This window comes from Pseudomonas sp. H3_E07, from assembly GCF_054668895.1.
On the sequence record NZ_CP162795.1, the window covers coordinates 668,363 to 695,162 of the forward strand.

Genomic DNA, 26,800 nt, shown 5'->3' on the forward strand with positions numbered 1-26,800 from the left:
CAAGGAAGCCAGCAAAGGCAGGCATCTTCTGTGTGGCAGAACAGTAGGAACCGGTTCCTGAGACCGCTGAAAGTTTCCAGAATCGAAGTAGGAAGAGCATCTGATCGAGTGAGAGACAAGACGGTCTGTCGGCAGGCAGCGCCGCTCGACCTGAGCAGGAAGAGCGGCAATGTGTCGATCAGAACCCGACGCTGGCCTGTACGAAGAACGTGCGGGGCTCCCCCAGGTACAGCCCGGAGTTGTTGTCGCTGGAGCGGGTGTAGTGCTGCTGGTCGAAGACGTTTTTCACGCCCACGCCCAGTTTCAAGTTGGACAACTGCTCGCCAAAGTCGTAACCGCTGCGCACGTTGACTGAGACATAGCCTGGGATATCACCGTACTGACCGTCAGCCGTGCCTTGAGTGATGTAGGTACTGGTCGTGCCGGGGGCGTGCTGGCCGGACTGGGCGTACACATCCAGGTTGTGGGTCCAGCGGTTGACGTCATAGCGCAGGCCCAGTGTGGCGACCTCACGGGAGTACAGCGGCAGGTCGCGCCCCTTGAACGGTACGTCGCCTTCCGAGGTGGCCTTGGTGTAGGTGAAGCCGGCATTGGCGGTCAGGCCGTCCAGACGTGGGTCCAGGTTCGACAAGTCGTAATGGGCCGACGCTTCGATGCCGGTGTGCTTGGTCGCGCCGAGGTTGGTCCAGCCCACGTCGTTGCTGACGTATTGCAGCTCATCCGAGAAGTCGATGTAGAAGAACGTCAGCTCACCGCCCCACACATTGTCGTTATAGCGCGTCCCCACTTCGTAGGTCTTGGCCTTTTCCGGGTTCAGACCATTGGCCGTCTGGTCGCCGGTGCCGCCCTGACCCAGTTGGAAGTATTGCAGGCTGCCAAACGAGGTCTCGTAGTTGGCGAAGAGTTTCCAGGCGTCGGATACGTGGTACATCACGCTCAAGGCCGGCAGCGGTTCGTTGTTGTGGACTTCGCGGCGTTTTTCCTGGGTACGGGTGCCATTCAATGCAACCACCGGGCGATCGTGCCATTCGGTACGGATGTCCTCGAAGCGGATGCCCGGCGTGATGGTCCACTTGCCGATATCAACCTTGTTGTCGATATAGAACGCGTTGGCCTCGGTGCCCCCCGTACGGTCCTGATACACGTGACCGTCGCTCTGCCCACCCGGAGTCGGCACATTGTTGACCAGGTTCAGGCTGGTGGCCTGCTCATGCATGCCTTCCTTGAGGTAGCGATAGCCCACACTGACTTCCTGGGTACTCGGGCCCACATCGAACACATGGGACACCCGCGGCTCGATGCCAAAGGTGTAGTAGGTGCGCGGGTAAGAGCCAATCGTCCTGAGGTCGCGGTTGGCGATGTTACTGCCGCGGAAACTGTCGGAATAGTAAGTCAGCACTTCGGCCTGGGTACGGTCATCGATCTGGCGGATGTACTTGAAGGACACGTCCTTGCGGCGCCCGCTGAAGTTGTCCCAATCACGCACCGATTGGTACGGGTTGGCATCGAATTGCTTCTGGGTCAGGCCGCCGGGCATATCGGCGCTGGCGTCGTAGTAGTGGAAGTTCAGCGAGAAGTCGTCTTGATCGGTCGGTGCCCAGTGCGTCTTGAAGATGACGTCGTCGATGTCGTTGGCGTTATTGCTGTTGCGGTAACCGTTGCCATTGACCCCGGAGTACAGCAAAGCGGCGCCGATGCCGTTGTCGGCGGTACCGCCGATAAAGGCGTTTTCCACGTGCTTCCAGCCGCCGTGGGCAGAGGTTTGCAGGGTGGTGCCGACTTCGCCGGAGAATTTCTCGGGGATGGCACGGGTCACGAAGTTGATCACGCCACCGACGTTTTGTGGCCCATAACGCACGGAGCCAGCACCGCGCACCACGTCGATGCTGTCCAGGTTGCCGGCGGAAATCGGTGCCATCGACAGTTGTGGTTGGCCGTAGGGTGCGAACGCAGCCGGCACACCGTCGATCAGCACGGTGGAGCGTGGCGACAGCCGTGACGTCAAGCCACGTACGCCGACGTTGAGGGAAATATCGCTGCCGCCGGTGCCATTCGATTCCTGCACCTGTACACCTGGCACACGGCGCAGCACGTCGCCGACGTTCATTGCGCCCTGCTCCACCATGGTCTCGCGGCGGATCACGGTGCGCGCGCCAGCATGGTTCTGCACCACTTCAGCGTTGGCATCGCCGAGCCAGTCGCCGACCACCTTGATATCAGTGGCACCCAGCTCCAGGGGCGAGCCGGCTTCACCGGTGCCGCTGTTCAGCGGGCGCAGGGTCACGGAACCGGCGTCGATCTGGTAGTCCAGGCCGCTGCCTTGCAGCAATTGGCGCAGGGCTTGTTCAGGGGAAAGGTTGCCGTCTACGGCCGGCGCCTGCTTGCCCGCGACCAGATCGGGGCTGAAGAACACTTGCAGGGAAGTTTGCTGGCCCAGTTGGCTCAGCGCCGCGCCCAGGGGCTGGGCCTGGATATGAATGGCGTCGGCGGCGTAGGCCGCAGGGAGCGTGGCACTGACTGCGAGCGCCAGGACGAGCGGCGCCCAGCGGGAAGTTTTATTGTTGTGGATGGCGAGTTTTTTCACGTCGAACCTAATCCTGTGATCGCAAGAGTATGCGGCTGTTAATGCAAACCAGTTGCAGTTGCAGGAGAAGACGAAGAACTCGAAAAAAACCTGAATGTCAGCGTGAAATAATTTCCTGGCTGCCGTCCGGCAAGGTCCGCAAGGCCACCGGCAGGATGTGCGGCAAGGCCTTGAGCAAGGCGTCAGTGTCGTTGGCCTTGAACACGCTGGTCAGGCGCAGGTTACCCACCGCAGGCGTACTGACCCGCAACGGACGCTCGCGGTAGCGCGAAACCTCGCGTGCCACTTCGCCCAGCAAAGCGTTGTTGAAGACCAGCTTGCCCGTGCGCCAGGCGGTCAATTCTTCAGTGTTCACCGTGTAGGCCGCTGCCACCGATCCTTTGTTGTCGACGTGGGTGCCCAGGCCAGCCGTCAGCGTCACCAGGTTGTCCGGTGAATCACCTTGTACCTTCACGGTTCCGGCCTCGACCATCACGCGAGTCTGGCCTTCATCACGGCGCACATCAAAGCGCGTGCCGGTCACCGTCACCTGCCCTGCCCCGGCAGCCACGACAAAGGGTCGGCTGGTGTCATGCTCGACGCTGAACATGGCTTCGCCCTGCTTGAGTTCCACGCCACGCCGGCCTTTTTCATACTGCACCGCGACCACGGTGCGGCTGTTGAGGTCCATCACCGAGCCATCGGGCAACGCCACCTGGTGATGTTCACCCACACCTGTACTGAACTCGGCGCTGTAGGGTTTCGGATGATCGAGCCCACTGAACAGACCCAAGCCCAGGGCCACCGCGATCACACCGGCGGCCACCGCATAACGCAATACGGCACGCCGCTTGGGCCGCTCCACCGGGGCTTCGCACAACGCCTGCAAGCGCGCTTTAGGCAGCAAGCCGGTGGCACTCCAAAGGCCTTGCAGCACATCAAATTCATATTGGTGATCGGGATGCTCATTACGCCATGCGTCGAAGCGCTGGCGTTCGGCAATGCTCAACTCGGCATCCTGCAGGCGCGCAAACCATTGCGCGGCTTCGTCTCGGGCACGGTTGTCCATCGTGGAAGATCCTTGGGTCATGGCGCCATCGCGTCCAGGCGGTCGCGCAGATGCCGCAGGGTGCGGATCATATACTTTTCCACCATGTTTTTAGACAGGCCCAGGCGTTCGGCGATTTCCTGCTGGGTCAGGCCCTCGATTTTCTGCCAGATGAAAATCTTGCGGCAGTTGAGCGGTAACTCAGACAAGGCCCGCTCGATAGAGTCCGCCAACTGGATCGCGTGCATGAAATGCTCCGGGTCGCCACTGTTGGGCGAACGCTGATCAAAGGCTTCCAGCGTGATAGCTTCGCGACGGTCTTCACGTCGATAGGCATCCACTGCGATGTTGCGCGCGGTTTGATGCAGATAAGCGCGCGGTTGCTCAACCTCGCTGGATTTTGACTCCAGCACCCGCACAAAGGTGTCATGGGCCAGGTCTTCGGCCTGTTGACGGTTTCTCAGGCGGCGCGTCCAGGTTCCGATCAACTCTTCGTAATGTTCGAAAAAGCCTGTTCTGCGGGGCGGCTGAGGGATCATCGCGGGTGCACTGGGGAGGCGGGGCGTGAATAGTAATGCTTCCTATTAAGCGGAGCAATTGCTACCCGTCATATCACCTCGAAACTAGTGTGTGCTGCCCACCTGCCTCAGACGACTGAGTTTTTCACGGCTGCCGCACACGCTCATCTGACACCATTTGCGCTGCTTGTTCTTGGAGATGTCGAGGAACACCCAATCGCAATCAGTGGCGCTGCAACTGCGCAATGCGTGCAGTTCACCGGACACCAGTAACTGCGTGGCCTCGATGGCCAGGCGCCCGAGCACCATGGTCGTCAGCTCCTGCGTCGTGGTGCAGGGCTTCCACGCCCAGGCAGGTTTGCCATCGACAGAACACAGCACCCGCCAGGCAACGCCTTGCTGGAAGGCCCGGTTGATGTGCTGCAACGCGTCATCGGGCGCGGCCCCTTGTAACGACAACGGATAGAACGCCGCGTACAGGCATTCCCTGAACGCGATGATCGCATCCAGGTCCGGCTGGTAGGCCATCGAAGACTCGAACACCATCGGCTTGTAGTCGTCAAACTCTCGGGCCGAGATCAACGACGCGTGCACTGCCCACTCGAAGAAGAACTGGAGACTGGTGAGCCGTTCTTCCATGACCTTGAGCGAAGTGCCAGGACGACGGCCGTTGGTGGTATTGATAAAATCCAACACCCGGGCCCCACCAATCAAACGGATCGATTTTGCAGTGCCCGTAAAATGTGTCATGCCTACTCCTGAAAAAACGCGTTCTCCCTGCGATGGCGCAGATTACCTTGTTTTTTCAGCATGCAGACAGTGTCATCCTCGCGCAAAGACAGACGGCTAGGTGTGACCGTCGTTATGCGCCACCCAATCAAGAATCGTCGCGACCGACTGTTCCACTGAAAGCGCCTGGGTATCCAAATGCACTTCCGGAAACACCGGTACATCGTAGCGGGAGTCGATACCCGTGAAGTTTTTGATCAACCCGGCGCGGGCTTTTTTATACAGCCCCTTGGGATCACGTTTTTCCGCGGTTTCCAACGGCGCATCCACATGCACTTCGACGAAAAACTCGTTGCCGATGATCGAGCGCGCAAAGTGCCGGCTGGCCGACGAAGGTGAAATCAGCGCCACGATCACGATCAACCCCGCCTCCAGCATCAACCGCGCCACTTCGGCGACGCGACGGATGTTCTCGTCGCGGTCGCTGTCGGTAAACCCCAGGTCCCGGCACAGCCCGCCGCGTACCGAATCGCCGTCGATAATGGCAGTGATTCGCCCCTGCTCCTGCAGCGCGATATCCAACGCATCAGCAATGGTCGACTTCCCGGACGCGGAGAGGCCGGTCATCCAGATGACCACGGGTTTGTGTTTCATGCTCGGATGCCCGGCGCGCCGGCGGCTGAACGCAAAGGCGTGCAGGTTCTGGTTTGAAGTGTCTGGAAAATAACTCATGACTGCTCGCCCTCCCCGACCGAAATGGGCCGTTTACCCAACAGGAACACCATCACGCATTGCACGAACAGCAACAGCGCCACCACCCAGTAGACCGTCGAAAACGACCCGGTCAAATCCTTGGAAAACCCGCCCAGGAAATTGCCACACACGCCACCCAGGCCGATCAACACGTTGGCAATACCGAAGGCCTGGGTCAGACGGCTGACCGGGACGATTTGCCCGATATAACTGGGGACCAGCCCGAAGATGGGATAGAACGCCAGCGCAAACAGAAACGCCGCCAGATAGAACAACGGCAGGCTGTTGAAACTGAACACCAGGCTGGCGGCCAGCCCCGCGCTCAGGAAACACATTGCCAGCGACGCGCGCACGCCCACCTTGTCGGCGATCCAGCCCACCAGAAAACCCGACGCCATGCCTACGGCACCAAGGGTGGTCCAGATAAACCCGGCGTCCCGTACCGACACACCCAATTCATCGCGCAGGAACGGCGCCAGGTAAGTCTGGAACGGCAGCAACGCCATGCCATTGAGAAAGGCAATGGCCCAGGTCAGGTACAACGAGCGACCGAGCCAGGGTTGCTGACGGTCAAAGGCGGTGGTGTCCTCGCCGGAAAACCCGGCGTCCTGGCCCGCAGCCAGGTTGCGCAACAGAAACCACGCCACCCCACACAGGGCCACCGAGATCAGCCCGGCGGTGAGCCAGATCGAGCGCCAGCCACCATTGAGTGTCAGAAACGACACCAGCAAACCGTTGATGAATACGCCGTAGCTGGTGCCGCTGGAAATCAGCCCCATGACCCGCGAGCGATTGCCCGGGCTGAAGCCCTTGGTAACGATCTCCGCCAACGGGATATACACCGAAGCGGAACAGCCACCGAGCAAGATCAACAGCGCCCCCGACAACCAGATGCTGTTACTGACGCTTAACCCCAGCAGCGCCAGGGACGTCATCACCGTAGACACCAGGCTGATTTTCCATCCCTCGAAAAACCGGCTGATATAGCTGGTAACCGATGAAAACAGCAGGAAACCAATCTGCGCGCCGCCGGTGATCAGGCCCACGGTGGTGTAGTCGAAACCGATGTCGCGGCGCATGTCCACCACCAGGTTGGCGAACAGGTAAACGCCAAAACCATAAGTGCTGGCCACGAACCCGGTGAGGACCACCGCCAGCACGACGCTGTCCAAGGGGCGCGCATTGCTCTGTACGAGTGTGCTCATCAAGCCCTCCTTATTCGGCGCGCGCAGTGTGGATGACGAAATCACAATCCATCATGTCGTAGTCCAGTTCGAAATCACCGTAACTCTCATGGTGGGTGAACCCGGACTTGAGCACCTCCCCCTTCAATTCGCCCGGCAACAGGGGATAGACCTGCAGCCGGTACAGTTCCGCGTTATCAAAGGAATAGATGAACTCACACAGGTGCTCATCGACCTGTCCCAGGCTGACCGACGCGTTCTTACCGCAGTAATAGTAATTTCCGCTGGCCTTGTAGTTGCCGGCACGGATGGCGAAGAAATTGCGCTGATCCACAATCAGCAAACCACCCGGTTTGAGCAAAGCCCTGAACCTCGCCAACACCCGCAACCGATCGTGGGCGGCGAAGACATGGCACAGCGAACTGCCCAGGCACACCACGGCGTCGAACTGGCCCAGTTCCTGGGGATCCAGTGAGTGCCAGTCGCGATAATGGGACTGAATGTCCAGGCCATGTTTGCGAAAGTTCGCCCGCGCCTTGGTCAACATGGTGCTGCTGCCATCCGTGGCAACCACCTCAAAGCCCGCCTGCTTGAGTTGGACGGCATGGAAACCGCTGCCCGTCGACACGTCGATCACCGAGCGCACACCGTGGCTGCGCAGCAGGTTTTCGAAGAACCCGCCCTCCCCGGCCTTGCGTTTTTCCCAATCGATCAGCTCATCCCAACGCTCGACGAAATCCGCCGAATATTGCCTGGCATAGCTGGGTACATCGTTGTGCTTGCGCCCCGATATCTGATTCATCACACACCTACCAGGTTGAATTTTTGAAGGCCAGGTATTTACTCGCCAGCTCATGGGCAAACTCGGCGGACTGCTCGATGGACATGGTGTTCCTGGAGTACCCCAGCATCGATTGCATGACGGCCATGCAGTGCGGGTTGTAAGTGACCGAACCATCACAGTGGATTTCGTCGATGCCGTCCTGGCTCTGGCAGATGCTATTGATGCGCACCGCCTCATCCTGTGGACAAGCCTCGGAGAACTGCACCTGGATCCGCCCTTCGTGCAGCCACACTGGATAGCCGCCCGGAAGCCCGAGAGGACCCGGCGCATGCACCAGGACCGGCACGGACGAGAACAGCCCTTCGATGACCGTGACCGCAGAGCACGCGGTGAGGAATTGCCCATCCACCCCGCCCAGGCGACGGAACTCGGACTTCACCGTTGAGAAAATCGCCTCGGCCGGCAGGCGCGCCACCTCTGGCCGATTGCGCACGTCATACAGCAGGCGGTAGCTGGCACGCGGTGGCAAACCACCGCGCGGCACGTAGTGGCTGAAGTAGTGCTGGGCATACAGCTGCACTTGCACATCAGCGGGTGCACATTCAAGCAAGCGTGCGATGGAAAGGCGCACGGCCGGAACCAGATTGGCCACATTACCGACGCCAATGTCCGGCGCCAGGCCGATGCGCGCCAGGATCGGGTTGACCGCATCGGGGAACGCCGCATTCACGGTTTTGGTAGCGATGCCGGAGGCTTTCACCGCCTGCATCAAGCAATGCATCAACGTCAGGTGCATGGGCAGCCAGGGACCGAACTGGGCCTGGTCGAGCTTCTCGAACGACAGCTTGGGCAACCCGGTGATGACCCGCCATGACTGCAACGACGCGCAGTTCACCAGCATATCCGGGGCTTCTTCACGTAACAGCCGCGTGACCTTGCCGATGTCCGTCAGGTCGGCAATCACCGGTTTGATGTCGATAAACTGGCCCAGTTGCGCACAGGACAACGCCACCAGGTTGCACAGCCGGATCGTGGCCTCCTCATTGCGGCCCAACACCACAAACTCGAACGCGTTTTTCGGCCCCAGAATCTTCAGGATCTGCAGGCACAGGTTGCCAGCGCCCACCAGCAACAGTTTCCTCTTGCGTACCGGAAGGCTCATCGTGGGTAGGCTCCATTGTCGACCGGAATCACTCTGCCAGTGATATGGCGCATCGCATCGCCCACCAGCAGCAAGATGACCTCGGCCACGCCACTGGGCAGGATCGGCTCCTTGAGCACTTCCTGGCGGGCGTACTCGGCGCGTCGGTATTCGGGGATGGTGCCGTAGATGGCGGTTTCATGGATCAGTGCCGGGGAGACCGCGTTCACCCGTACGAACGGCGCAAAGTTCCAGGCATTGGCCTTGGTCAGGCCGATCACCGCCGCCTTGGTGGCGCCGTAGAGCGCATCGCAGCTGCCCACTTCACCGGCCACCGAAGCGATGTTGACGATGCTGCGCGGGGCTTCATGCTGCATTTCCCGTTCGGCGAAGTCCTTGGAGAGATAAACCAGTGCCTTGAGGTTGACGGTGAGGATCTCGTCTATCTGCTCATCGGAGTAGGCATAGACACTTTTGCCGTGATAAATACCGGCGTTATTGACCAGGCCGTCAATACTTGCATGCCGCTCATAAAGCGTTGGGATAAACCCCTTGATAACAGCCATATCCGAGAAATCAGCACTGTGCGCCTCGAATACATCAGCACCATACAGACCTTGCAGCACGTTAAGGCCCTCGGCATCCTTGTCCGCACCGATCACGAAATAACCCTGCTGAATCGCCAATTCCACAGTGGCTCGGCCAATTCCGTTGGCCGCTCCAGTAACAATCAACTTTTTCATACAACAATCCCTATTGGCAAAATTCATTCATGCGCGCGTAAAACGTTCGATGGTATTCATACATCGCCTTTAACTTCGGATACTGTTCAACTGCCTCAATATCGACGCCCTGCTTATCTGGCGAAACAATCCGCTCACTGTTTTCCGCTTCGACATGCCAACTACGCCACGTCTTCCATTGTTGTGGGCACTCACGTTTCCACGTCATGGCGTGTGGCAGAAACTCTATATTCAAGTGATCACACAATTTGCGAATCACCCGCTCCGGTTCTGCGGCCAAATCATCGGCATTGATCACATAAGGCACTTTCCCCGTCAGTTTGGTGACGACACAAAATATGTCGTACAGCGCTTTATGCCCGATGGCCTGCAAGGGCATTTCGGGATGCACCCGATGATGGGAAATAATGCTGCTGGCGGGTTCGCGAATAAGAAAGATATTGTCCTGTTGCGCGAGAAAGCCAGTATCAACTTTCAAGTCATCCAAACAGTGATAACACATGTCTTTATGAAAGACATTCGCACGCTCACGGGCATCAAGCAGATGTTCTTTAATGCCTTGGTAAGTCGTGGGCAAACTGTGATCCCACTCATCAGAGGGGATCGCCGAGTCCTCGGAAAATGCCATATGCGCAAAAGGCTCATGGAAGACCTCGAAATCGCCCCGCTCGATAAATACGCGCTCAAGCACCGTGGAGCGCGAACGTGGGTGCGCCCACAACCCGATCATCCTGTTCATGCAATCACCCCAAATTCGGCGGCGAGCAACGCGTTGAGTGCGCGTTTGAACGGTCTGGCCACTGGGCAGAGCCGAACGCAGTAATCCGCCAGGCGCCGATGCGCGCTGTTGGCTTCATTGCAGGCGTTGATAAAGGCTTCATGGTTACCGAAGTCGTACGGTTCAATGCTGTCGACAAAGTAGGCTTCGTAGAAATAGGGGATGCGAATCAGCTTCGCAAAGGTCGACGTGGGCGGTTTCTGGTGCTCCAGCGCGGGTACGACGGGTTTGCCATGGCTTTCGCGCTCGATCAGGAACTCCACCACCTCCGGTGTCAGCGTGTAGCAGGTCGCCGTCTGCCCGGTCTTCTCCAGATGCCAGCAATGCTTGTTGCCACGTTCGTCCACATCGACCTTTATGCTGGAAAGCAGGGTCTTGACCGGCACGCTCGAGGCCGCCACCAGCGCCTGGATCTGCTCGTAGATCAACAACTCAGCCCAGCGCAGTTCCTCGGCACTCAAGGCCAGACCACGCTCGGCAGCCTGCAGCGTGAACTCGGGCTGGCAGGCGAAACGCCCGATCATGAAGGTGATCACGTACTTGCAGCGCCCGGTGTCGATCCCGTTGCTGCGCGCAGTCGCCAAGCCGCGCTCGATGGCTTGGATACCGGCCTGGAACTGCGCAACCGTGAAGCAGAAGGTGATATTCACCGACCCACCCTGGGCCACCAGGTGTTCGACCGTGACCAGCCCTTCCAGACTGCCGGGCACCTTGACCATCACGTTCGGCGCCAGGCGCTGCAACTCCAACCCTCGGGTGGTCATCCGTTCGGTACAGCGCACGTCAACCGGGTCGACCTGGGCGGAAATCCAACCTTCGACCTGTGCCGATTGCACCCACCTTGGCATCAGCGTCGCGGCACCTTCAACAATGACCTCGTTGTACAACTGCTTGCGCAACTCACTGGGAGACAGGTTGGCCAAGTTGAAACGTGAGGACCAATACTCACGCTTATCGAGGATCACGGCCGTCACCAACCGGGGGTTGGTGGTCGCACTGCATAAGCCCCAAGGTTGGGAAAACTCATCCGGCATCAACGCTTCTATATAAACCGCGGCCGCCGGGTATTTTTCCAGCAGGTGTTGTTTGTACGGCAGGTACACGGCAGGCGACGAATCCCACCACACTTCTGAAGATTGATCGTTGCGTTTGAGCCGTTCCAGGTAACCAAGTGTGTTCACAACGCCGCCTCCCTGAGTTAATAAGTCAATTGAAAATGGTCAATACTTCACGCATGTCGGCAATCGGCAATGCTCCCGCCGCGGCCAATTGCGCATGCCGATGCGGTGGACCAAAGCCCAGCACTTTTATTTGGGCAGCAACGGCTGCCTGGATACCCGTCACACTGTCTTCAACTACCAGCGCATCACTCACATCAATACTGTAAGTGCGACAAGCCGTCATAAACACCAACGGATCGGGTTTCCAACGACCCAATTCATAACAGCTGAATATCCGCCCTTCGAAATAAGAAAACAGTCCAGCCAGGCGCAAACAGTGTTCTATCTTATTGCGTGGTGCACTCGAGGCGACGCAATAAGGCACTTCCAAACTTTCCAGCACTTCGACTATTCCTTCCGTCGCTGTCAACCCGAGTGTCAGCGCGTGCAGCGCTCGCTCGCGAAAGCGTTGTTCAAACACTTCGTCCACACTGATGTTCAATATCTGCTCGGCTTCGCGCAAACACTCAGCAATCTTCCGCCCACGAAAGTGTTCGGTGAAATGTGTCACATCAAGCATCGTGTCGCCCTGAACAAGAGCATTAAACATGGAGATCAATACAGACAGGGTTATTTCTTCACTTTGGACGAGGACACCATCGCAATCGAAGATGACTAACTTAGGCACGCCAACTAACTTATGCACGCCAACTAAGGCCGCTGCTTTTACCTGAACGGGTAGTTCCCCTATATCGGCCGAATGGCACATGGATTTCTCTTATAGGTGGCCCCGCGATGACTTCCGAACTACCAACGGAGCGGGTTGATGTGTGCCTATAAGACACGCGGCGAAAAAGCCTGTCAAACGCTTTTGAGCGGTTTTTTAGTATCTTATGGTTATTTTTTATAGTTCTGTTATTCCATTTTTCACCATGGTTGTAGTCGCTAATTTCACACGGGTGAACTTCCTTTGCGCGCGATCAGTCAGCTACTTGAACTCACGAATTCAAGGTCGGTGAGCAATGCGTATTTCGTTGGAGCAACAAGTAGCGCTGGTGACCGGTGCCAGCTCCGGAATCGGTGCCGGCGCGGCCAAGGCGCTGGCGCAAGCCGGAGCGGCCGTGGTGCTCAATTACAACAGCCAGGCCGCACCGGCCGAGGCCCTGGCAGAGCAGATCAACGCCGAGGGGGGCCGGGCGATTGCCATCGGCGCCAACGTCTCAAAAGAAGACGATGTAGAGAGGCTTTTTGCCCAGACCCTGGATGCCTTCGGTCACCTGGACATCCTGGTGGCCAACTCCGGGATGCAGAAGGACGCCAACCTGGTGGACATGAGCCTGGACGACTGGAACGCGGTGATCGGCGTCAACCTCACCGGCCAGTTCCTGTGTGCCCGCGCGGCGGTGCGCATCTTCAACCGCCAGGGCGTGCGCGAAGGCGTATCGCGGGCGGCGGGCAAAATCATCCACATGAGTTCGGTGCACCAACTGATCCCCTGGGCCGGGCATGTGAATTACGCAGCGTCCAAGGGCGGCGTGGAGATGCTGATGCGCACCCTCGCCCAGGAAGTCAGCGAACAGCGCATCCGCATCAACGGCATTGCGCCGGGGGCGATACGCACCGCGATCAATCGCGCGGCCACCGAAGGCGCAGCGCAGAAGGAACTGTTGAAGCTGATCCCCTACGGGCGAGTCGGCGACGTGGAAGACGTGGCCAACGCCGTGGTGTGGCTGGCCAGCGATGCGTCCGATTATGTGGTCGGCAGCACGCTCTTTATTGATGGCGGCATGAGCCTTTATCCGGAGTTCCGTGGCAATGGTTGATTTGAAGAACGAACAACAAAGCCCCATCGATGCCCACGGCATTATCGGCGATATGCGCAGTGCCGCACTGGTTAACGACAAAGGCAGCATCGACTTCTTCTGCTGGCCGGAATTCGACAGCCCGTCGATCTTCTGTTCGCTGCTGGACAGTCCCGACGCCGGCATTTTCCAACTCACCCCGGACCTGCCCAACGCCCGTCGCGAACAGATCTACCTGCCCGACACCAACGTGCTGCAAACGCGCTGGCTCAGCGACGAGGCCGTGGTGGAGATCACTGACTTGTTGGCCATCAGCGAGGACGTTGATGACCTGCCGCTGCTGATCCGCCGGGTGCGTGTGGTCAGTGGCAAGGCCGACATTCATCTGCGCTGTGCGGTACGCCACGACTACGCGCGAACGCCCACCCAAGCCACCCGTGACGATGGCACGGTGTGCTTCAGCGCCGAAGGCCAACCCGGTCTGCGATTGTCCGGCAGCTACCCGCTGCAGATCAAAGACGGTGCCGCCGTGGCCAGCTTTACCCTGGGCCAGGAAGAAGGCGCCGAGTTCGTCCTCGGTGGCCAGGAGGATGAACGGGTGGACAGCCGCTGCACCGACCTGGCGCTGGCCCACACCTTGACGTTCTGGCGCGGCTGGATCGCGCAATCGAACTACCGCGGGCGCTGGCGCGAAATGGTCAACCGCTCGGCCCTGGCCCTCAAGCTTTTGACCTCGCGCAAACACGGCGCAATCATCGCCGCCGCCACCTTTGGCCTGCCCGAGACGCCCGGCGGTGAGCGCAACTGGGACTACCGCTACACCTGGATCCGCGATGCATCGTTCACCGTCTACGCCTTCATGCGCCTGGGCTTTGTCGAAGAAGCCAATGCCTATATGCGCTGGCTCAAAGGCCGGGTCAGCGACTGCTGCAACCAGCCGACCAAGATCAATATCCTGTACGGCATCGACGGCCGCCAGGAATTGCCGGAGGCCGAACTCGACCATTTCGCCGGCCACGGCGGTGCCAAACCCGTACGCATCGGCAACGAGGCGTTCGACCAGATCCAACTGGACATCTATGGCGAACTGATGGATGCCGTCTACCTGGTCAACAAGTACGGCGAGGCCATCTCCCATGAAGGCTGGAAACACACCGTGGAGGTGGCCGATCAGGTCTGTGAAATCTGGAACACCAAAGACGTGGGCATCTGGGAAATGCGTGGCGAGCAGCATCACTTCCTGCACTCACGACTGATGTGCTGGGTGGCGCTGGACCGCGCCATCCGCCTGGCCTCCAAGCGTTCGTTGCCGGCGCCGTTTGCACGCTGGGACCAGACTCGCCAAGCGATCTACGCCGACATCTGGAGCAACTTCTGGAACGAAGAACGCGGGCATTTCGTGCAGCATACCGGCACCACGGCGCTCGACGGTTCCATGCTATTGATGCCGTTGGTGAGGTTTGTCGCGGCGACCGATCCACGCTGGCTCTCGACCCTGGAAGCCATTCAGAAAAGCCTGGTGCGCGACGGCATGGTCTACCGCTACCGCAACGACGACAGCCAGATCGACGGCCTGCAAGGCACCGAAGGCGCGTTTGCAGCCTGCTCGTTCTGGTACGTCGAATGCCTGGCCCGCGCCGGGCAAGTGGAAAAGGCCCACCTGGAATTCGAACAACTGCTGCGTTACGCCAACCCTCTGGGCCTCTACGCCGAAGAGTTCGACAACCAGGCCCGGCACCTGGGCAATACACCCCAGGCCTTGAGCCACCTGGCGTTGATCAGTGCGGCATCGTTTCTGGACCGTAAACTCAGCGGGCAGAAAACCACCTGGCAACCCTGAAGTGGCCTGTGCACAATGGGCAGGCCCTCGACTACGGACAGGAACGCCATGCGCCAGGTACTGCTGATCATCGACGTGCAACCTTCCTTCAACCCGCCCACGTGGCTGGTGGACGGCATCAACGCCCTGCTCGGGCGCATGCCGTCAGTCGCCACCGTGGAACGCCATGACGAAAGCATCACGCCCTTCGCCCGGCAGCTCGGCTGGCAACCGGCACCGAATGACCAGAGCCTGATTGCAGCCGACCGCATCTTTATCAAGCATGGTTACGCCCCGACACCCGAGACCGTTGCCTACCTGAAAAGCCTCGGGCCAGAGCGCGTACTGGTGTGCGGCATCCAGACCGACACCTGTGTGCTGGCGGCGGGGTTTGCGCTATTTGACGCGGGGTTGCAGCCGACCTTGATCAGCGATCTCACGATGGGTTCGTCGCTGGACCGGTCGGGGCAGTTGGGGGTGGACCTGTGGCGGCATCACTTCAAGCATGTGCTGCGCCGCGCCGACCTCGGCCTGGACACGTAACGCCCCAGCCTTCAGTCCCGCACCCTGCCGTCACGCCTTTCGGCTAGAGTTCCAGCACCTGACAGGAGTCCGCCATGACCATCGCCTTCCCCCTGCACACCGTGCGCACCACCCTGCTCGACGTGGCTTATGAAGCCCACGGCCCACTCGACGGTACGCCGGTGATCCTGCTGCATGGCTTCCCCTACGACCCGCGCGGCTATGACGAGATCGCGCCGGTACTCGCCGCGCGCGGGTGTCGGGTGCTAGTGCCGTATCTGCGCGGTTATGGCCCGACGCGTTTTATCAACGAGCAGGTGATGCGTTCCGGGCAACAAGCGGCGTTGGCCAAGGACCTGCTGGATTTCATGGATGCGCTGGGCATTCCCCAGGCGACCCTCGCCGGCTATGACTGGGGTGGGCGTGCCGCGTGTATCGTCGCGGCGCTGTGGCCCGAGCGGGTGCGCGGGTTGGTGACCGGGGATGGCTACAACATCCAGGACATCGCCAAGTCACTGAAGCCCAGGGCGCCGGTGACGGAGCATCGCTTGTGGTATCAGTTCTACTTTCACACCCAGCGCGGTGTGGACGGCTTGACCGCCAACCGGCGTGAACTGTGCAAGCTGTTGTGGGCACTGTGGTCGCCGTCCTGGGCCGAGGGGCCGGGCCTGTATGAGCAGACCGCGCCGTCGTTCGATAACCCGGATTTCGTCGAGGTGGTGATTCACTCGTATCGCCATCGTTTCATGTACGCGCCCGGCGACCCGGCGTTGGAATCCATTGAAGCCGCGCTGGCCCTGCAACCGACAATTTCAGTGCCGAGCATTTCGTTGTGCGGCGCCGATGATGGCGTGGGCCCGCCGCCCGACGAGGATGATGACATCGAGCATTTCAGCGGGTTTTACCGACGCCAGGTGCTGCCGGGCGTGGGCCACAATATTCCTCAGGAAGCGCCACACGCCACGCTTGATGCGCTGCTGGAACTGCTTGGCGAAAAGCGCTCGCGGTAGGCCTGGGGCGTCACCGACAGGGCGCGAAGGAAGCTGCGTCGCAAGGTCTCTTCACAGCCAAACCCGCACTGCACAGCGATGCGTTTGATCGATGCGGTGCTGTCCGCCAGTTGGCGGCGCGCGGTTTCGACGCGGATCAACTCGACGGCGCGTGCCGGGGTCTGGCCGGTTTCGGCACGGTAGTGGCGCACGAAGCTGCGCTCGCTCATGCCGGCCTGGGCGGCCAGGGTGGGGATGTTCAGGTCGAGGGTCAGGTTTTCGGCCATCCAGGCGTGGAGTTCGGCGAAACGGCTGTCGTCTTTTTGCAGGGACAGGGTCACGCTGAATTGGGACTGACCACCGGGGTGCTTGAGGAACACCACCAGGTGCCGCGCCACTTCCAGGGCGATGGCGCGGCCCAGGTCTTCCTCCACCAGCGCCAGGCACAGGTCGATGCCAGCGGTGACACCGGCGGACGTCCAGACCGCACCCTGCTGAATGAAAATCGGGTTGGACTCCACCGTCAACGAAGGAAATTTGCGCGCCAGCTCTTCACAACGGGTCCAATGAGTGGCCACGCGACAACCGTCGAGCATGCCGCTGGCGGCCAGCAGGAACGCGCCGGTGCAGACGGACGTCATGCGCCGGGTGTGTTTGGCTTTCTCGCGCACCCAATCCACCAGGGCCGGGTCTTCGGCAGCGCCGTACACGCCCCAACCGCCGGCGATCACCAACGTATCGCACGGCGCGTCCGCAGCCGGTAACGGCTCGGCCACCAGGGCCAGGCCGGCGGAGGTCATCACCGGTTCCGATTGGGCGGCGATCACCGACACCGCGTAAGGCAAGGGTTCGCCGCGCTGGCGCGCCAGGTCATTGGTGGAGGCGAACACCTGCAGCGGCCCGGTCACATCGAGCACCTGGGCATTATCGAAAGCGAGGACGTGAACGATTCGAGGCATGATTGGCGTGATTCGTGGCTTCAATGGCGTATTCGCCAAAGCCTAGGCCTCTAGAGTGAAGCCGTCCACCCCTTTCACGGAGCTTCATTCATGACCTTGCAGATCGGCTTTCTGTTGTTCCCCGGCATCCAGCAACTGGACCTCACGGGCCCCTACGACGTGCTGGGTTCACTGCCGGAGGTGAACCTGCACCTGGTGTGGAAAGACCTGGAACCCATCACCTCCAGCACTGGCCTGGTGTTTACCCCGACCATGACCTACGCCGACTGCCCGCGCCTGGATGTGATCTGCGTACCCGGCGGTTCCGGCGTGGGCGCACTGATGGAAGACCCGCAGACCCTGGATTTCCTCAAGGTCCAGGCACAGACCGCGCGCTACGTGACCTCGGTGTGCACCGGCTCGCTGGTACTGGGCGCGGCAGGTTTGCTACGGGGACGCAAGGCGACTACACACTGGGCCTACCACGACCTGCTCGCCCCGCTCGGCGCCATCCCCGTACACGAACGCGTGGTCCGTGACGGCAACCTGCTGACCGGCGGCGGCATCACCGCCGGCATCGACTTCGCCCTGACCCTGGCGGCCGAGTTGTACAGCGAGGCGGCGGCGCAACTGGTGCAGTTGCAGATTGAATACGCCCCCGCGCCACCCTTCGACTCCGGCCGCCCGGACACCGCGCCCCAGCACGTGCTGGAAGAAGCCAACAAGCGCACCGTCGAATCGCGCAGAGTGCGCGGTGAGATCGTCGCGCGCGCGGCGGCACGGTTGGGCTGACTCTGCCAAGCAGCTGCAGGCGCCGGCTTGTCGGCGATAGTCGTAGGTATCTAAACGCTAACCACGATGCGAAGGGAGCCGCTCTTGATCTTGATCTAAGGCGGCCCCCCAATTCCTTGTCGGATTACGGGCACACCGAGCCTAGGCGAGGTGCCGAGTGTTGGGGCAAGAGTCCTTTGCTTACTTTGGGCTGGGCCGGCATTCCGGCCTTTCCAAAGTGAGTCGCCGTAAGGGCGAAACCCATAGCAGCCGTTACCTAAATAACGGATAGGTACCCGGCCTGATCCAACATCCAGGTCGGCTGTCAGGCCGCCTTCGCAGGCAAGCCAGCTCCCACATTGATCAGCCGTACTCTCTTCAAGTCAGGCTGGGCGAGACATCACCGCCAAGCGCACCGCCAACACCGTCAACACCGTCGCCAACCCCCATTTCTGTAGCCAGGCCCCCTGTGAGCGACGGGCAAAAAACCGACTCAGCGCCCCACCAAAAATGCCCAACAGCCCATGAAATACAGCTGCAATCACGGTCAACACCCCCCCAAGCACCATCAACTGCACCGCAATGTCCCCTGCTTCCGGCCGTACAAACTGCGGCAAAAACACCACAAAAAACAGCAACGCCTTGGGATTGAGCAAGCTATTGAGCATGGCCTGCAAAAACACCCGGCCCAAGGGCACACGGTCGATGTGCCCCGCATTCGGCACGGGGCGTTTCTGCAAGGTCTTGAACACCAGCCACAACAGGTAGACCACCCCCGCATACCGGATCACGTCAAAGGATGGCGGCCAACTGGCAACCAACGCCGTCACCCCGGTAGCGGTCAAGGCGGTCAACAGCACGTCGGCCACGCCAATACCCAGGGCCGATGCCATCCCCCCGCGCCAACCATGGGTGACGCCATGACTGACCACAAAGGCCATGTTCGGCCCCGGGGACAACAGCAACAACAGCACAGCACCGGAAAATACCGCCAGGGTCGCCAGGTCGATCATGCTCAAGCCTTCCACCGGGAAAAGCCTGCAGATTAGTCCGTGCATCCAGGGCGGACAAAAAATTGTGCTGGATACATTGCGCTGCGGCAATTGCGAAGCGTCATGAGCAACGATTAGAATGCGAAACATTATCAATTAAGATAGCTGCGCCAGGATGCCCATGTCGAGCGATCACCCACTGGACCATGCCGCCATCGGCCAGCTTTACCATGCCCATCATGCCTGGCTGCGCGGCTGGTTGAGCCGCCGCACCGGCTGCCGCGAACACGCCGCCGACCTGGCCCAGGAAACCTTCGTGCGCCTGCTTAATGCGCGCAGGCAGCAAACCTTGCAGCAGCCGCGTGCGTACTTGAGCAGCATCGCCCGCAGCCTGATGATCGACCAATACCGCCGCCGCGAACTGGAGCGCGCCTACCTGGAAAGCCTCGCGCACTTCCCGCAAGTCGAGGTGCCGTCGGAAGAAACCCGCCTGTTGATCCTCGACAGCCTGGAACGTATCGACCGTCTGCTCGACCAGCTCAAGCCGCGCGTGCGCGAAGCCTTTTTGCTGGCGCAACTGGATGGCCTGACTTGCGCACAGATCGCCCTGCGTCTCGGCGTGTCCAAGGCCACGGTGGAACGGGACCTGTCCAAGGCGCTGCACGCGTGTTACCGGTTGCGTTATGTCGAAAACTGACGCGCAGCTGGTCGACCAGGCGATCCAGTGGATGATCACCCTGCGTTTCAATGTCGCCGACGATGCCAGCACCGCCGCCTTCGAACGTTGGCTGCACACCAGCGCCGAACACCAGCGGGTGTGGCAGCGGGTGACAGCGATGAATGACGATTTCAATCATCTACCGGCCCAGGTCGGCCGGCATGCCCTGCGCGGGGCGCGCCAACGCATCAGTCGCCGTGAGGGCTTGAAACTGCTGGGCCTGGTGGCCGGCGCCGCGGGCTTGACCTGGCTCGGTCGCGACTACACGCCCCTGCCCGCCTGGATGGCCGACTATCGCACCGCGACCGGCGAACGGCGCTGGGTGGCATTGAACGATGGCAGCCGGATCCAGCTCAACAGCGCCAGCGCGATCGATGCGTCGCTCAACGCAGACCGACGCTTGGTGCAGTTGCGCCAGGGAGAAATCGTGGTGAATACCGGGGCCGACGACCGCCCTTTCTGGGTCCAGACCCGTGACGGTTACCTACGCGCCCTCGGCACGCGATTCCTGGTACGCGAAGACGCCTACGGCACTTTGCTCGCCGTGCAGCAAGGCGCGGTGGCGGTGTTCGCCGACAGCCAGACCGCCAGCGCACGCCAGGTCCTCAAGCCCGGCGAACAGGTGGTGTTCAACCGCAGCGGCATTCGCCCGGCGGTCGCCAACGGCCTGGATCCCTGGGCCTGGAGCGATGGCGTGATCAGCGCCCACCACATGCGCCTGGACGATTTTCTCACCGAACTGGGTCGCTACCGCAACGGCTTGTTGCGCTGCAGCGAGGCAGTGGCCGGGTTGCGGGTGTCGGGGACTTATCAGTTGGACGACACCGATCAGGTGCTGGGCCTGGTGGCGCAGTCGCTCAAGCTCGATGTCACGTACCGCAGCCGCTATTGGGTGACCGTTTCACCGCGCGTGTAAATTTTCAAAAATAAATGAGGTGAATTCTCATTGCCGCTCGACCTGTAAGGAAAGGCCGATCAACAGGCCAGTTTTATCCACTTCCTTCAGGAGCATCCCGCGGTCATGCAAGCGTTCCCTTCCCCTCGTTCCCCCCTCAAGCGTGCGGTACAGGCCGCCTTGCTTGGCGTCTGCCTGAGCAGCGCCTTGCCCGTGGCCGTGATGGCCGAAACCCCGGCCAGCGACACCCAGGCCCGCGACTGGAACATTGCTGCCGGTGCCCTGGCAACAGCACTGGACCAGTTCGCCCGCCAGGCCGGCATCAGCCTGTCGTACGACGCCACCAGCGTCGCCGGCAAAACCAGCCAGGGTTTGAGTGGCCGTTTTGATTCTCAGCAGGCCCTCGAACAACTGCTACGCGGCCAGGGCCTGCAAGCCCAACGCCAGGGCAACAGCACCTGGATGCTGCTGCCACAAGTGGCCGATACCGGTTCGCTGAACCTGGGCGCCACCCTGATCAACGGCGAACGTCTGGGCGCCACCACCGACGGCACCGGCTCCTACACCACCGGCGCGGTCACCATCGGCAAGGGCGAACACAGCCTGCGGGAAACCCCGCAATCGGTGAGTGTGATGACTCGCCAATTCATGGACGACCAGAACGTCACCACCATCGACGACGTGATGGAACGCACGCCCGGCATCACCACCTACGAGTCACCCATGGGCGGCAAGTACTTCTACTCCAGAGGCTTCAAGATGCTCGGCCAGTACCAGTACGACGGCGTGCCCCTGGACATGGGCAAGGACTACGTCCAGGCCGACAGTTTCAGCGCGAACATGGCGATTTATGACCGCGTGGAAGTCCTCAAGGGCGCCGCCGGCATGCTCAAGGGCGCCGGCACCGCCAGCGGTGCGGTGAACTTCGTGCGCAAGCGTCCACAGGCCAAGCCCACCACCAGCTTGTCGCTATCGGCCGGCACCTGGGACAACTACCGCGCCGATGTCGACACCGGCGGTCCGTTGAATGACAGCGGCACGCTGCGTGGTCGCGCGGCGGTGAGCCAGCAGACGCGTGGGTCGTACATGGACATCGCCAAGCGCCAGGACCAGGCGTTCTACGGCGCGCTGGATTTCGACCTCACGCCGGACACCACCCTGGGCGTCGGCGCCAGCTACGAAGATGTCGACGCCACGCCGTGCTGGGGCGGCCTGCCGCGCTATGCCGACGGCAAAAGCGCCAACCTGAGCCGCTCGACCTGCCTGGGCCAATCCTGGAACGACTGGCAAAGCCGGCGCACCACGTTCTTCGCTGATGTAACCCATCACTTCAACGATGATTGGAAACTCAAGGTCGCGGCGGTCCACAGCCGCAACCTGCAAGACACCAAGTATGCCGCCAGCGAAGGCACCATCAACTATGGCAACCCGGCGCCCACGGCCAACTCCTATGCTGCGTTGATGGACTACGACCACAAGGACTTCGGCCTCGATGCCTATGTGGACGGCAAGTTCGAAGCCTTTGGCCTGGAGCATGAGCTGATCCTCGGCGCCAACGGCAGCCGTGGCACCCAGGACGATGTGTACGCGATCCAGAACCTGCCCAAGCGCCAGAGCATTTACCAGCCCGACCACCACTTCCCTGAGCCGGATGACAACACCTTCTGGCCGAACATGTATCGCGGCGGCACGGTCAAGGAAACCGCCACTCAATACGGCACCTACGCGACCTTGCGCTTGCGCCTGGCCGAGCCCTTGATGTTTATCGTCGGCAGCCGCGTGAGCTGGTACGAGAACCGTCGCCAGTCCAACAACCTGGCCTGGGGTGAATGGGCAGTGCAGGACGCACGCACCAAGGAAACCGGTGAAGTCACCCCGTTCGCCGCGCTGATCTATGACCTCGACGAGCACCTGTCGGTGTACGCCAGCTACGCGGATATCTTCCAGCCGCAGAGCTCTTACGCCACCGTCGATGGCGCGGCACTCAAGCCCAAGATCGGTGACAACTACGAGCTGGGGATCAAAGGCGAATGGTTCGACGGACGCCTCAACAGCTCCGTGGCACTGTTCCGCGCCATCGAGAAAAACGGCGCCGAATCCGACTACACCACGATGTGCCCGACTTCCGCCGATGGTTATTGCTACACCGACACCGGCAAAGTGCGCGCCCAAGGCGTGGAGACCGAAATCAGCGGTGAATTGCTCGAGCGCCTGCAGCTTTTCGGCGGCTACACCTACACCCAGACCAAGTCTCTGAAAAACATCGACAGCCAGGTCGAAGGCGGTTCATCCAACACTTACGTGCCTCGGCACATGCTGCGATTGTGGGGTGACTACCAGCTCGACGGCGCGCTGGCGAAATGGAGCGTGGGCGCCGGGGTCAATGCCCAAAGCAGCAACTACCGCGTGCAAACCATCAAGCTCGAACAGGCCGGTTATGCGACCTGGAGCGCACGCATGGCGTACCGCCTCGACGACACCTGGACCGTGGCGCTCAACGGCAACAATTTGTTCGACAAAAGCTATTACAACACAGTCGGTACCGCCTCCTGGGGTAACTTCTACGGCGAACCACGCAATTTCACCGTTAGTTTAAAAGGCAACTTCTGATCGGGCGAACGCCCCGGTGGCAGGGCAGTAAGTACGCCCTGCCACGCTCTATTTGTCCCCCTTTCCTTCCTCGCCTCAAAAAAGGTTTTTCCTTTAAGCAGGAAAAATCCGACATTTGTTCCTACACTCAAAAACACACCTTATTAACGAGTGTCCAGACAAGGAACGTCAATAAAATGCCTCAAAAAAGACTAATTAACCTATCTAGCCCGCCACTTCCGCACGGCAGTCAATTAATTGACGAGACTCAGTAAGGACACACGCCTTTAGTCACCACCCCAGTCACTACCCTGCAAAATCCATTCAAATGGATAGCTGCATTTGCAATGAAAAGTTGCGTATTACCCAGAGTAGCCAGTTTGTCCAGCGCGCTAAAGCAGCCTGCTGCTTTATTGAACAAACAATCAAACAGCGAAGTCTGGAGTGCAATGAGGGATGTTTTTATGCGAGAGAAGTCGTCTGTCGACAGTTTGTTTTTAACGCGCGCCGGTTTTGTTGAGTTCTTTGTTGTTTTCGTCAAGTTGATCCATGGCCTGACGGCCATTTTGCCTCCACTGGTCCTGGTACTCTTCCTGGACCCGATAGACCCTGAGCTGCGCGCCCACTTCCTGGGCCTGCTGGTGTTTTTCGCGGTCCTGACCATTATTCTGTTCCAGGCCCTGGGCACCTATTCCGAAGAATTGTTCAGCAACCGGCTGCGCCTGAAAGCCAAGATCAAGGCCTGGACGGCGGCTTTTTGCATCCTGCTGTTCATGTACCAGATTCTGCAGTTCTTCCCGCAGTTGACCCCACGCAACCTGGTGACGTGGTACATCGTCAGCCTGGGGCTGTTTTGTCTTGAACGCCTGGTAATGCTGCGCCTGTACCGCCGGCTGATGCGTGCCGGCAAATACCTGCAACGTACGGTGATCCTGGGCTTTACCGACACCGCCGTGCATGTCGCCGATCATTTGCAGCGCAACGGCGATATTCGTTCCGGCCTGGTCGGCTTCATCGATGACCGCACCGAACGCATTCCCAAGGAGCTGAGCAACCTGCCCCTGTTGGGCAACACCCGCGACCTGGAAAAACTGATCCGCGCCGAGCAGGTCAACCAGGTGATGATCTGCCTGCCCTGGGCTGCCGAACAACGCATTCACGGCCTGGTCAACCGCCTGCGGCAGTTGTCGGTGAACGTCGTGCTGGTGCCGGACATGGCCGCCCTGCGCTACGGCCACAGCAAAATCACAGACGTGGGCGGCATCCTGATGTTCAACACCTCGCAGTTGCCGCTGCGTGGCTGGTCGCCGGTGATCAAGCGCTGTGAGGATTTGCTGCTGGCCAGCCTGGCGTTGGTGGCGCTGTCGCCGGTGATGCTGGCAACGGCGATTGCCATCAAGCTCGACTCCAAGGGCCCGGTGTTGTTTCGCCAGAACCGCTATGGCTACAACGACAATGAAATCCGCGTGTTCAAGTTCCGCTCGATGTACACCGACCAGAGCGACTTCACCGCCGAGCGCCAGACCACTCGCGAAGACCCGCGCATCACCCGCGTGGGCCGCATCATCCGCAAGACCAGCATCGACGAGCTGCCGCAACTGTTCAACGTGCTGCTGGGCAACATGTCCATGGTCGGCCCGCGTCCGCATGCCACCGCCACCAAGGCGGCCGGGGTTCCCTTCGAGGTGGCGGTGAGCGAGTACAGCTCCCGGCACCGGGTCAAGCCGGGCATTACCGGCTGGGCGCAGATCAATGGTTACCGGGGTGAGACCGACACCCTGTTCAAGATCCAGAAACGTGTCGAGTACGACTTGGAGTACATCTCCAAGTGGTCGGTGTGGTTTGACTTGTACATCGTTTTCATGACGGTCCCGGCCGTCCTTTCCACCAAGGAAGTCTATTGATGAACACACTCAACGGATTAATTCCCTGCATCATTTCCGGTGGTTCGGGCACGCGGCTGTGGCCGGTGTCTCGGCAGAACATGCCCAAGCCGTTCATGCGCATGCGCGACGGCCAGAGCCTGCTGCAGAAAACCTTCCAGCGCGCCGCCAAATTGCCCGGCGTGGAAAGCGTGTTAACCGTGACTAACCGTGACCTGCTGTTCCGCACCCTGGATGACTATCGCCTGGTCAACAAGGCCCACCTGCCCCTGGACCTGCTACTGGAGCCGTTCGGTCGCAACACCGCGGCGGCGATCGCCGTGGCGGCGCTGCATGTGCAGGAACATTTCGGGGGTGAGGCGCAGTTGCTGGTGATGCCTGCCGACCATTTGATCCTCAATGAAGTGGCGTTCGCCGAGGCCGTGACCCAGGCCCGGGACCTGGCCGAAGCCGGCTACCTGGTGACTTTCGGCATCCAGCCGGACCAGCCGGAAACCGGCTTTGGCTATATCGAACAAGGTGAACGGCTGGGCACGGGCAACCGGGTCAAACGCTTTGTGGAAAAACCCGACCTGGCCACTGCCCAGGCCTACCTGGATGGCGGCAAGCACCTGTGGAACGCCGGCATGTTCTGCTTCAAGGCCAGCACCCTGGTGGACGAACTCGCCACTCATGCACCTGACGTGCTGGAGGCTGCGCGTGCCGCTCTGGACCACAGCCAGAGTCTGCAGAACAAGACCTCGCGCCAGCGTGAACTGGACTCGGAGGCCTTTGGCAGTGCGCCGGATATTTCCATCGACGTGGCGCTGATGGAGAAGTCCACGCAAGTCGCCGTGGTCCCTTGCGATATTGGCTGGAGCGATATCGGTTCCTGGGAAGCCCTGCGCCAGCTCACCCCGAGCGACGCCCATGGCAATCAGGTCAATGGCGAAGCGATTCTGCATGACGTGCACAACTGCTACATCGACTCGCCCAAGCGTGTACTTGGCGCCGTGGGTGTGCGTGATCTGATTATCGTCGACACCCCGGATGCCCTGCTGATCGCCGACGCCCACCGCAGCCAGGATGTGCGCTACATCGTCGCCGAGCTCAAGCGTCAAAACCATCCGGCGTACAGCTTGCACCGCACCGTCACCCGGCCGTGGGGCACCTACACCGTGCTGGAGGAAAGCAGCCGTTTCAAGATCAAGCGCATCGTGGTCAAGCCTCAGGCATCGCTGTCACTGCAGATGCACCACCATCGCAGCGAACACTGGGTGGTGGTCAGCGGCGCGGCGCAAATTACTAACGGCGAGCGCGAATTCCTGATCAACGCCAACGAGTCCACCTACATTCCGGCCGGGCACAAACACCGCCTGACCAACCCCGGCATCATTGACCTGGTGATGATTGAGGTGCAGAGCGGCGAGTACCTCGGCGAGGACGACATTGTGCGCTTCGACGACATCTACGGGCGCGCCCCGGCAGACGTGAAGAAATAA

Annotated in this window: 25 protein-coding genes; 10 read left to right on the plus strand and 15 right to left on the minus strand. The window is 60.4% G+C overall.

Annotated features, from left to right (window positions below):
* Nucleotides 1–178: 178 nt before the first annotated feature.
* The 12 genes from AB4O08_RS02900 to AB4O08_RS02955 all read right to left on the minus strand — a co-directional run bounded on the left by AB4O08_RS02900 (nt 179) and on the right by AB4O08_RS02955 (nt 12,170).
* Nucleotides 179–2,584, minus strand: coding sequence for a TonB-dependent siderophore receptor (locus AB4O08_RS02900; protein ID WP_460114687.1), 2,406 nt, complete (start codon nt 2,582–2,584; stop codon nt 179–181).
* 97 nt (nt 2,585–2,681) lie between these two features.
* Nucleotides 2,682–3,632, minus strand: coding sequence for a FecR family protein (locus AB4O08_RS02905; RefSeq protein ID WP_198832162.1), 951 nt, complete (start codon nt 3,630–3,632; stop codon nt 2,682–2,684).
* Nucleotides 3,633–3,649: 17 nt separating this feature from the next.
* Nucleotides 3,650–4,150, minus strand: a complete 501-nt coding sequence (locus tag AB4O08_RS02910; protein WP_010211526.1) for a sigma-70 family RNA polymerase sigma factor — start codon at nt 4,148–4,150, stop codon at nt 3,650–3,652.
* An 84-nt stretch (nt 4,151–4,234) separates the two neighbouring features.
* Nucleotides 4,235–4,879: a CGNR zinc finger domain-containing protein gene (locus AB4O08_RS02915; protein WP_010211527.1), complete on the minus strand. Its 645-nt coding sequence runs from the start codon at nt 4,877–4,879 to the stop codon at nt 4,235–4,237.
* A 96-nt stretch (nt 4,880–4,975) separates the two neighbouring features.
* Nucleotides 4,976–5,590, minus strand: coding sequence for an adenylyl-sulfate kinase (gene cysC / locus AB4O08_RS02920; RefSeq protein ID WP_187517111.1), 615 nt, complete (start codon nt 5,588–5,590; stop codon nt 4,976–4,978).
* A complete protein-coding gene (locus AB4O08_RS02925) occupies nt 5,587–6,816 on the minus strand; it encodes an MFS transporter (protein WP_010211530.1) in 1,230 nt (409 codons plus the stop codon). The genes cysC and AB4O08_RS02925 overlap by 4 nt, the downstream gene beginning before the upstream one ends.
* Before the next feature lie 10 nt (nt 6,817–6,826).
* Nucleotides 6,827–7,597, minus strand: a complete 771-nt coding sequence (locus AB4O08_RS02930) for a class I SAM-dependent methyltransferase (protein ID WP_010211531.1) — start codon at nt 7,595–7,597, stop codon at nt 6,827–6,829.
* A 7-nt stretch (nt 7,598–7,604) separates the two neighbouring features.
* Nucleotides 7,605–8,741: a Rossmann-fold NAD(P)-binding domain-containing protein gene (locus AB4O08_RS02935; RefSeq protein WP_021492059.1), complete on the minus strand. Its 1,137-nt coding sequence runs from the start codon at nt 8,739–8,741 to the stop codon at nt 7,605–7,607.
* Nucleotides 8,738–9,463, minus strand: coding sequence for an SDR family oxidoreductase (locus AB4O08_RS02940; protein ID WP_010211533.1), 726 nt, complete (start codon nt 9,461–9,463; stop codon nt 8,738–8,740). Before AB4O08_RS02940 ends, AB4O08_RS02935 begins: the two co-directional genes overlap by 4 nt.
* A 10-nt stretch (nt 9,464–9,473) precedes the next feature.
* Nucleotides 9,474–10,202, minus strand: a complete 729-nt coding sequence (locus AB4O08_RS02945) for a sulfotransferase-like domain-containing protein (protein ID WP_460114688.1) — start codon at nt 10,200–10,202, stop codon at nt 9,474–9,476.
* The gene (locus AB4O08_RS02950) at nt 10,199–11,422 is read right to left on the minus strand and encodes a transaldolase family protein (RefSeq protein ID WP_252959470.1); all 1,224 of its coding nucleotides are present in this window, start codon (nt 11,420–11,422) and stop codon (nt 10,199–10,201) included. The genes AB4O08_RS02945 and AB4O08_RS02950 overlap by 4 nt, the downstream gene beginning before the upstream one ends.
* A gap of 25 nt (nt 11,423–11,447) precedes the next feature.
* Nucleotides 11,448–12,170, minus strand: a complete 723-nt coding sequence (locus AB4O08_RS02955) for an HAD family hydrolase (RefSeq protein WP_460114689.1) — start codon at nt 12,168–12,170, stop codon at nt 11,448–11,450.
* Nucleotides 12,171–12,423: 253 nt separating this feature from the next.
* Here AB4O08_RS02955 and AB4O08_RS02960 point away from each other — a divergent pair, with 253 nt between their 5' ends.
* The 4 genes from AB4O08_RS02960 to AB4O08_RS02975 all read left to right on the plus strand — a co-directional run bounded on the left by AB4O08_RS02960 (nt 12,424) and on the right by AB4O08_RS02975 (nt 16,554).
* A complete protein-coding gene (locus tag AB4O08_RS02960; RefSeq protein WP_045792329.1) occupies nt 12,424–13,224 on the plus strand; it encodes a glucose 1-dehydrogenase in 801 nt (266 codons plus the stop codon).
* Complete coding sequence (locus AB4O08_RS02965) at nt 13,217–15,043, plus strand: glycoside hydrolase family 15 protein (RefSeq protein ID WP_010211538.1); 1,827 nt, start codon at nt 13,217–13,219, stop codon at nt 15,041–15,043. The genes AB4O08_RS02960 and AB4O08_RS02965 overlap by 8 nt, the downstream gene beginning before the upstream one ends.
* 48 nt (nt 15,044–15,091) lie before the next feature.
* Entirely contained in the window at nt 15,092–15,565 is a 474-nt protein-coding gene (locus AB4O08_RS02970; RefSeq protein WP_021492061.1) for an isochorismatase family protein, read from the plus strand.
* A 74-nt stretch (nt 15,566–15,639) separates the two neighbouring features.
* A complete protein-coding gene (locus AB4O08_RS02975; protein WP_010211540.1) occupies nt 15,640–16,554 on the plus strand; it encodes an alpha/beta fold hydrolase in 915 nt (304 codons plus the stop codon).
* On the opposite strand, the gene AB4O08_RS02980 is transcribed toward AB4O08_RS02975, so the two are convergent.
* Nucleotides 16,488–17,492 (minus strand): GlxA family transcriptional regulator, encoded by a 1,005-nt coding sequence (locus tag AB4O08_RS02980; RefSeq protein WP_460114690.1) that lies wholly within the window; start codon nt 17,490–17,492, stop codon nt 16,488–16,490. The two genes, AB4O08_RS02975 and AB4O08_RS02980, sit on opposite strands and share 67 nt — an antisense overlap.
* Nucleotides 17,493–17,582: 90 nt before the next feature.
* Between AB4O08_RS02980 and inhA the strand changes: the two genes are divergently transcribed.
* A complete protein-coding gene (gene inhA, locus AB4O08_RS02985) occupies nt 17,583–18,263 on the plus strand; it encodes an isonitrile hydratase (RefSeq protein WP_021492064.1) in 681 nt (226 codons plus the stop codon).
* 362 nt (nt 18,264–18,625) lie between these two features.
* Here the strand turns inward: inhA and AB4O08_RS02990 are convergent, their stop codons facing one another.
* Nucleotides 18,626–19,255, minus strand: a complete 630-nt coding sequence (locus AB4O08_RS02990) for a LysE family translocator (RefSeq protein WP_431480066.1) — start codon at nt 19,253–19,255, stop codon at nt 18,626–18,628.
* A 160-nt stretch (nt 19,256–19,415) separates the two neighbouring features.
* Here AB4O08_RS02990 and AB4O08_RS02995 point away from each other — a divergent pair, with 160 nt between their 5' ends.
* The 3 genes from AB4O08_RS02995 to AB4O08_RS03005 all read left to right on the plus strand — a co-directional run bounded on the left by AB4O08_RS02995 (nt 19,416) and on the right by AB4O08_RS03005 (nt 23,457).
* Complete coding sequence (locus tag AB4O08_RS02995) at nt 19,416–19,931, plus strand: sigma-70 family RNA polymerase sigma factor (protein WP_010211544.1); 516 nt, start codon at nt 19,416–19,418, stop codon at nt 19,929–19,931.
* Nucleotides 19,918–20,868 carry a FecR domain-containing protein gene (locus AB4O08_RS03000; protein ID WP_021492066.1) on the plus strand — a complete coding sequence of 317 codons (951 nt, stop codon included), beginning with the start codon at nt 19,918–19,920 and terminating at the stop codon, nt 20,866–20,868. Before AB4O08_RS02995 ends, AB4O08_RS03000 begins: the two co-directional genes overlap by 14 nt.
* Before the next feature lie 105 nt (nt 20,869–20,973).
* Nucleotides 20,974–23,457, plus strand: coding sequence for a TonB-dependent siderophore receptor (locus AB4O08_RS03005; RefSeq protein WP_460114691.1), 2,484 nt, complete (start codon nt 20,974–20,976; stop codon nt 23,455–23,457).
* Nucleotides 23,458–23,704: 247 nt separating this feature from the next.
* Here the strand turns inward: AB4O08_RS03005 and AB4O08_RS03010 are convergent, their stop codons facing one another.
* Nucleotides 23,705–24,001, minus strand: coding sequence for a hypothetical protein (locus tag AB4O08_RS03010; protein ID WP_162484834.1), 297 nt, complete (start codon nt 23,999–24,001; stop codon nt 23,705–23,707).
* Here AB4O08_RS03010 and AB4O08_RS03015 point away from each other — a divergent pair.
* Both AB4O08_RS03015 and AB4O08_RS03020 read left to right on the plus strand, forming a co-directional pair.
* Nucleotides 23,901–25,340: an undecaprenyl-phosphate glucose phosphotransferase gene (locus AB4O08_RS03015; protein WP_044286941.1), complete on the plus strand. Its 1,440-nt coding sequence runs from the start codon at nt 23,901–23,903 to the stop codon at nt 25,338–25,340. The two genes, AB4O08_RS03010 and AB4O08_RS03015, sit on opposite strands and share 101 nt — an antisense overlap.
* Nucleotides 25,340–26,800 carry a mannose-1-phosphate guanylyltransferase/mannose-6-phosphate isomerase gene (locus AB4O08_RS03020; protein ID WP_010211548.1) on the plus strand — a complete coding sequence of 487 codons (1,461 nt, stop codon included), beginning with the start codon at nt 25,340–25,342 and terminating at the stop codon, nt 26,798–26,800. Before AB4O08_RS03015 ends, AB4O08_RS03020 begins: the two co-directional genes overlap by 1 nt.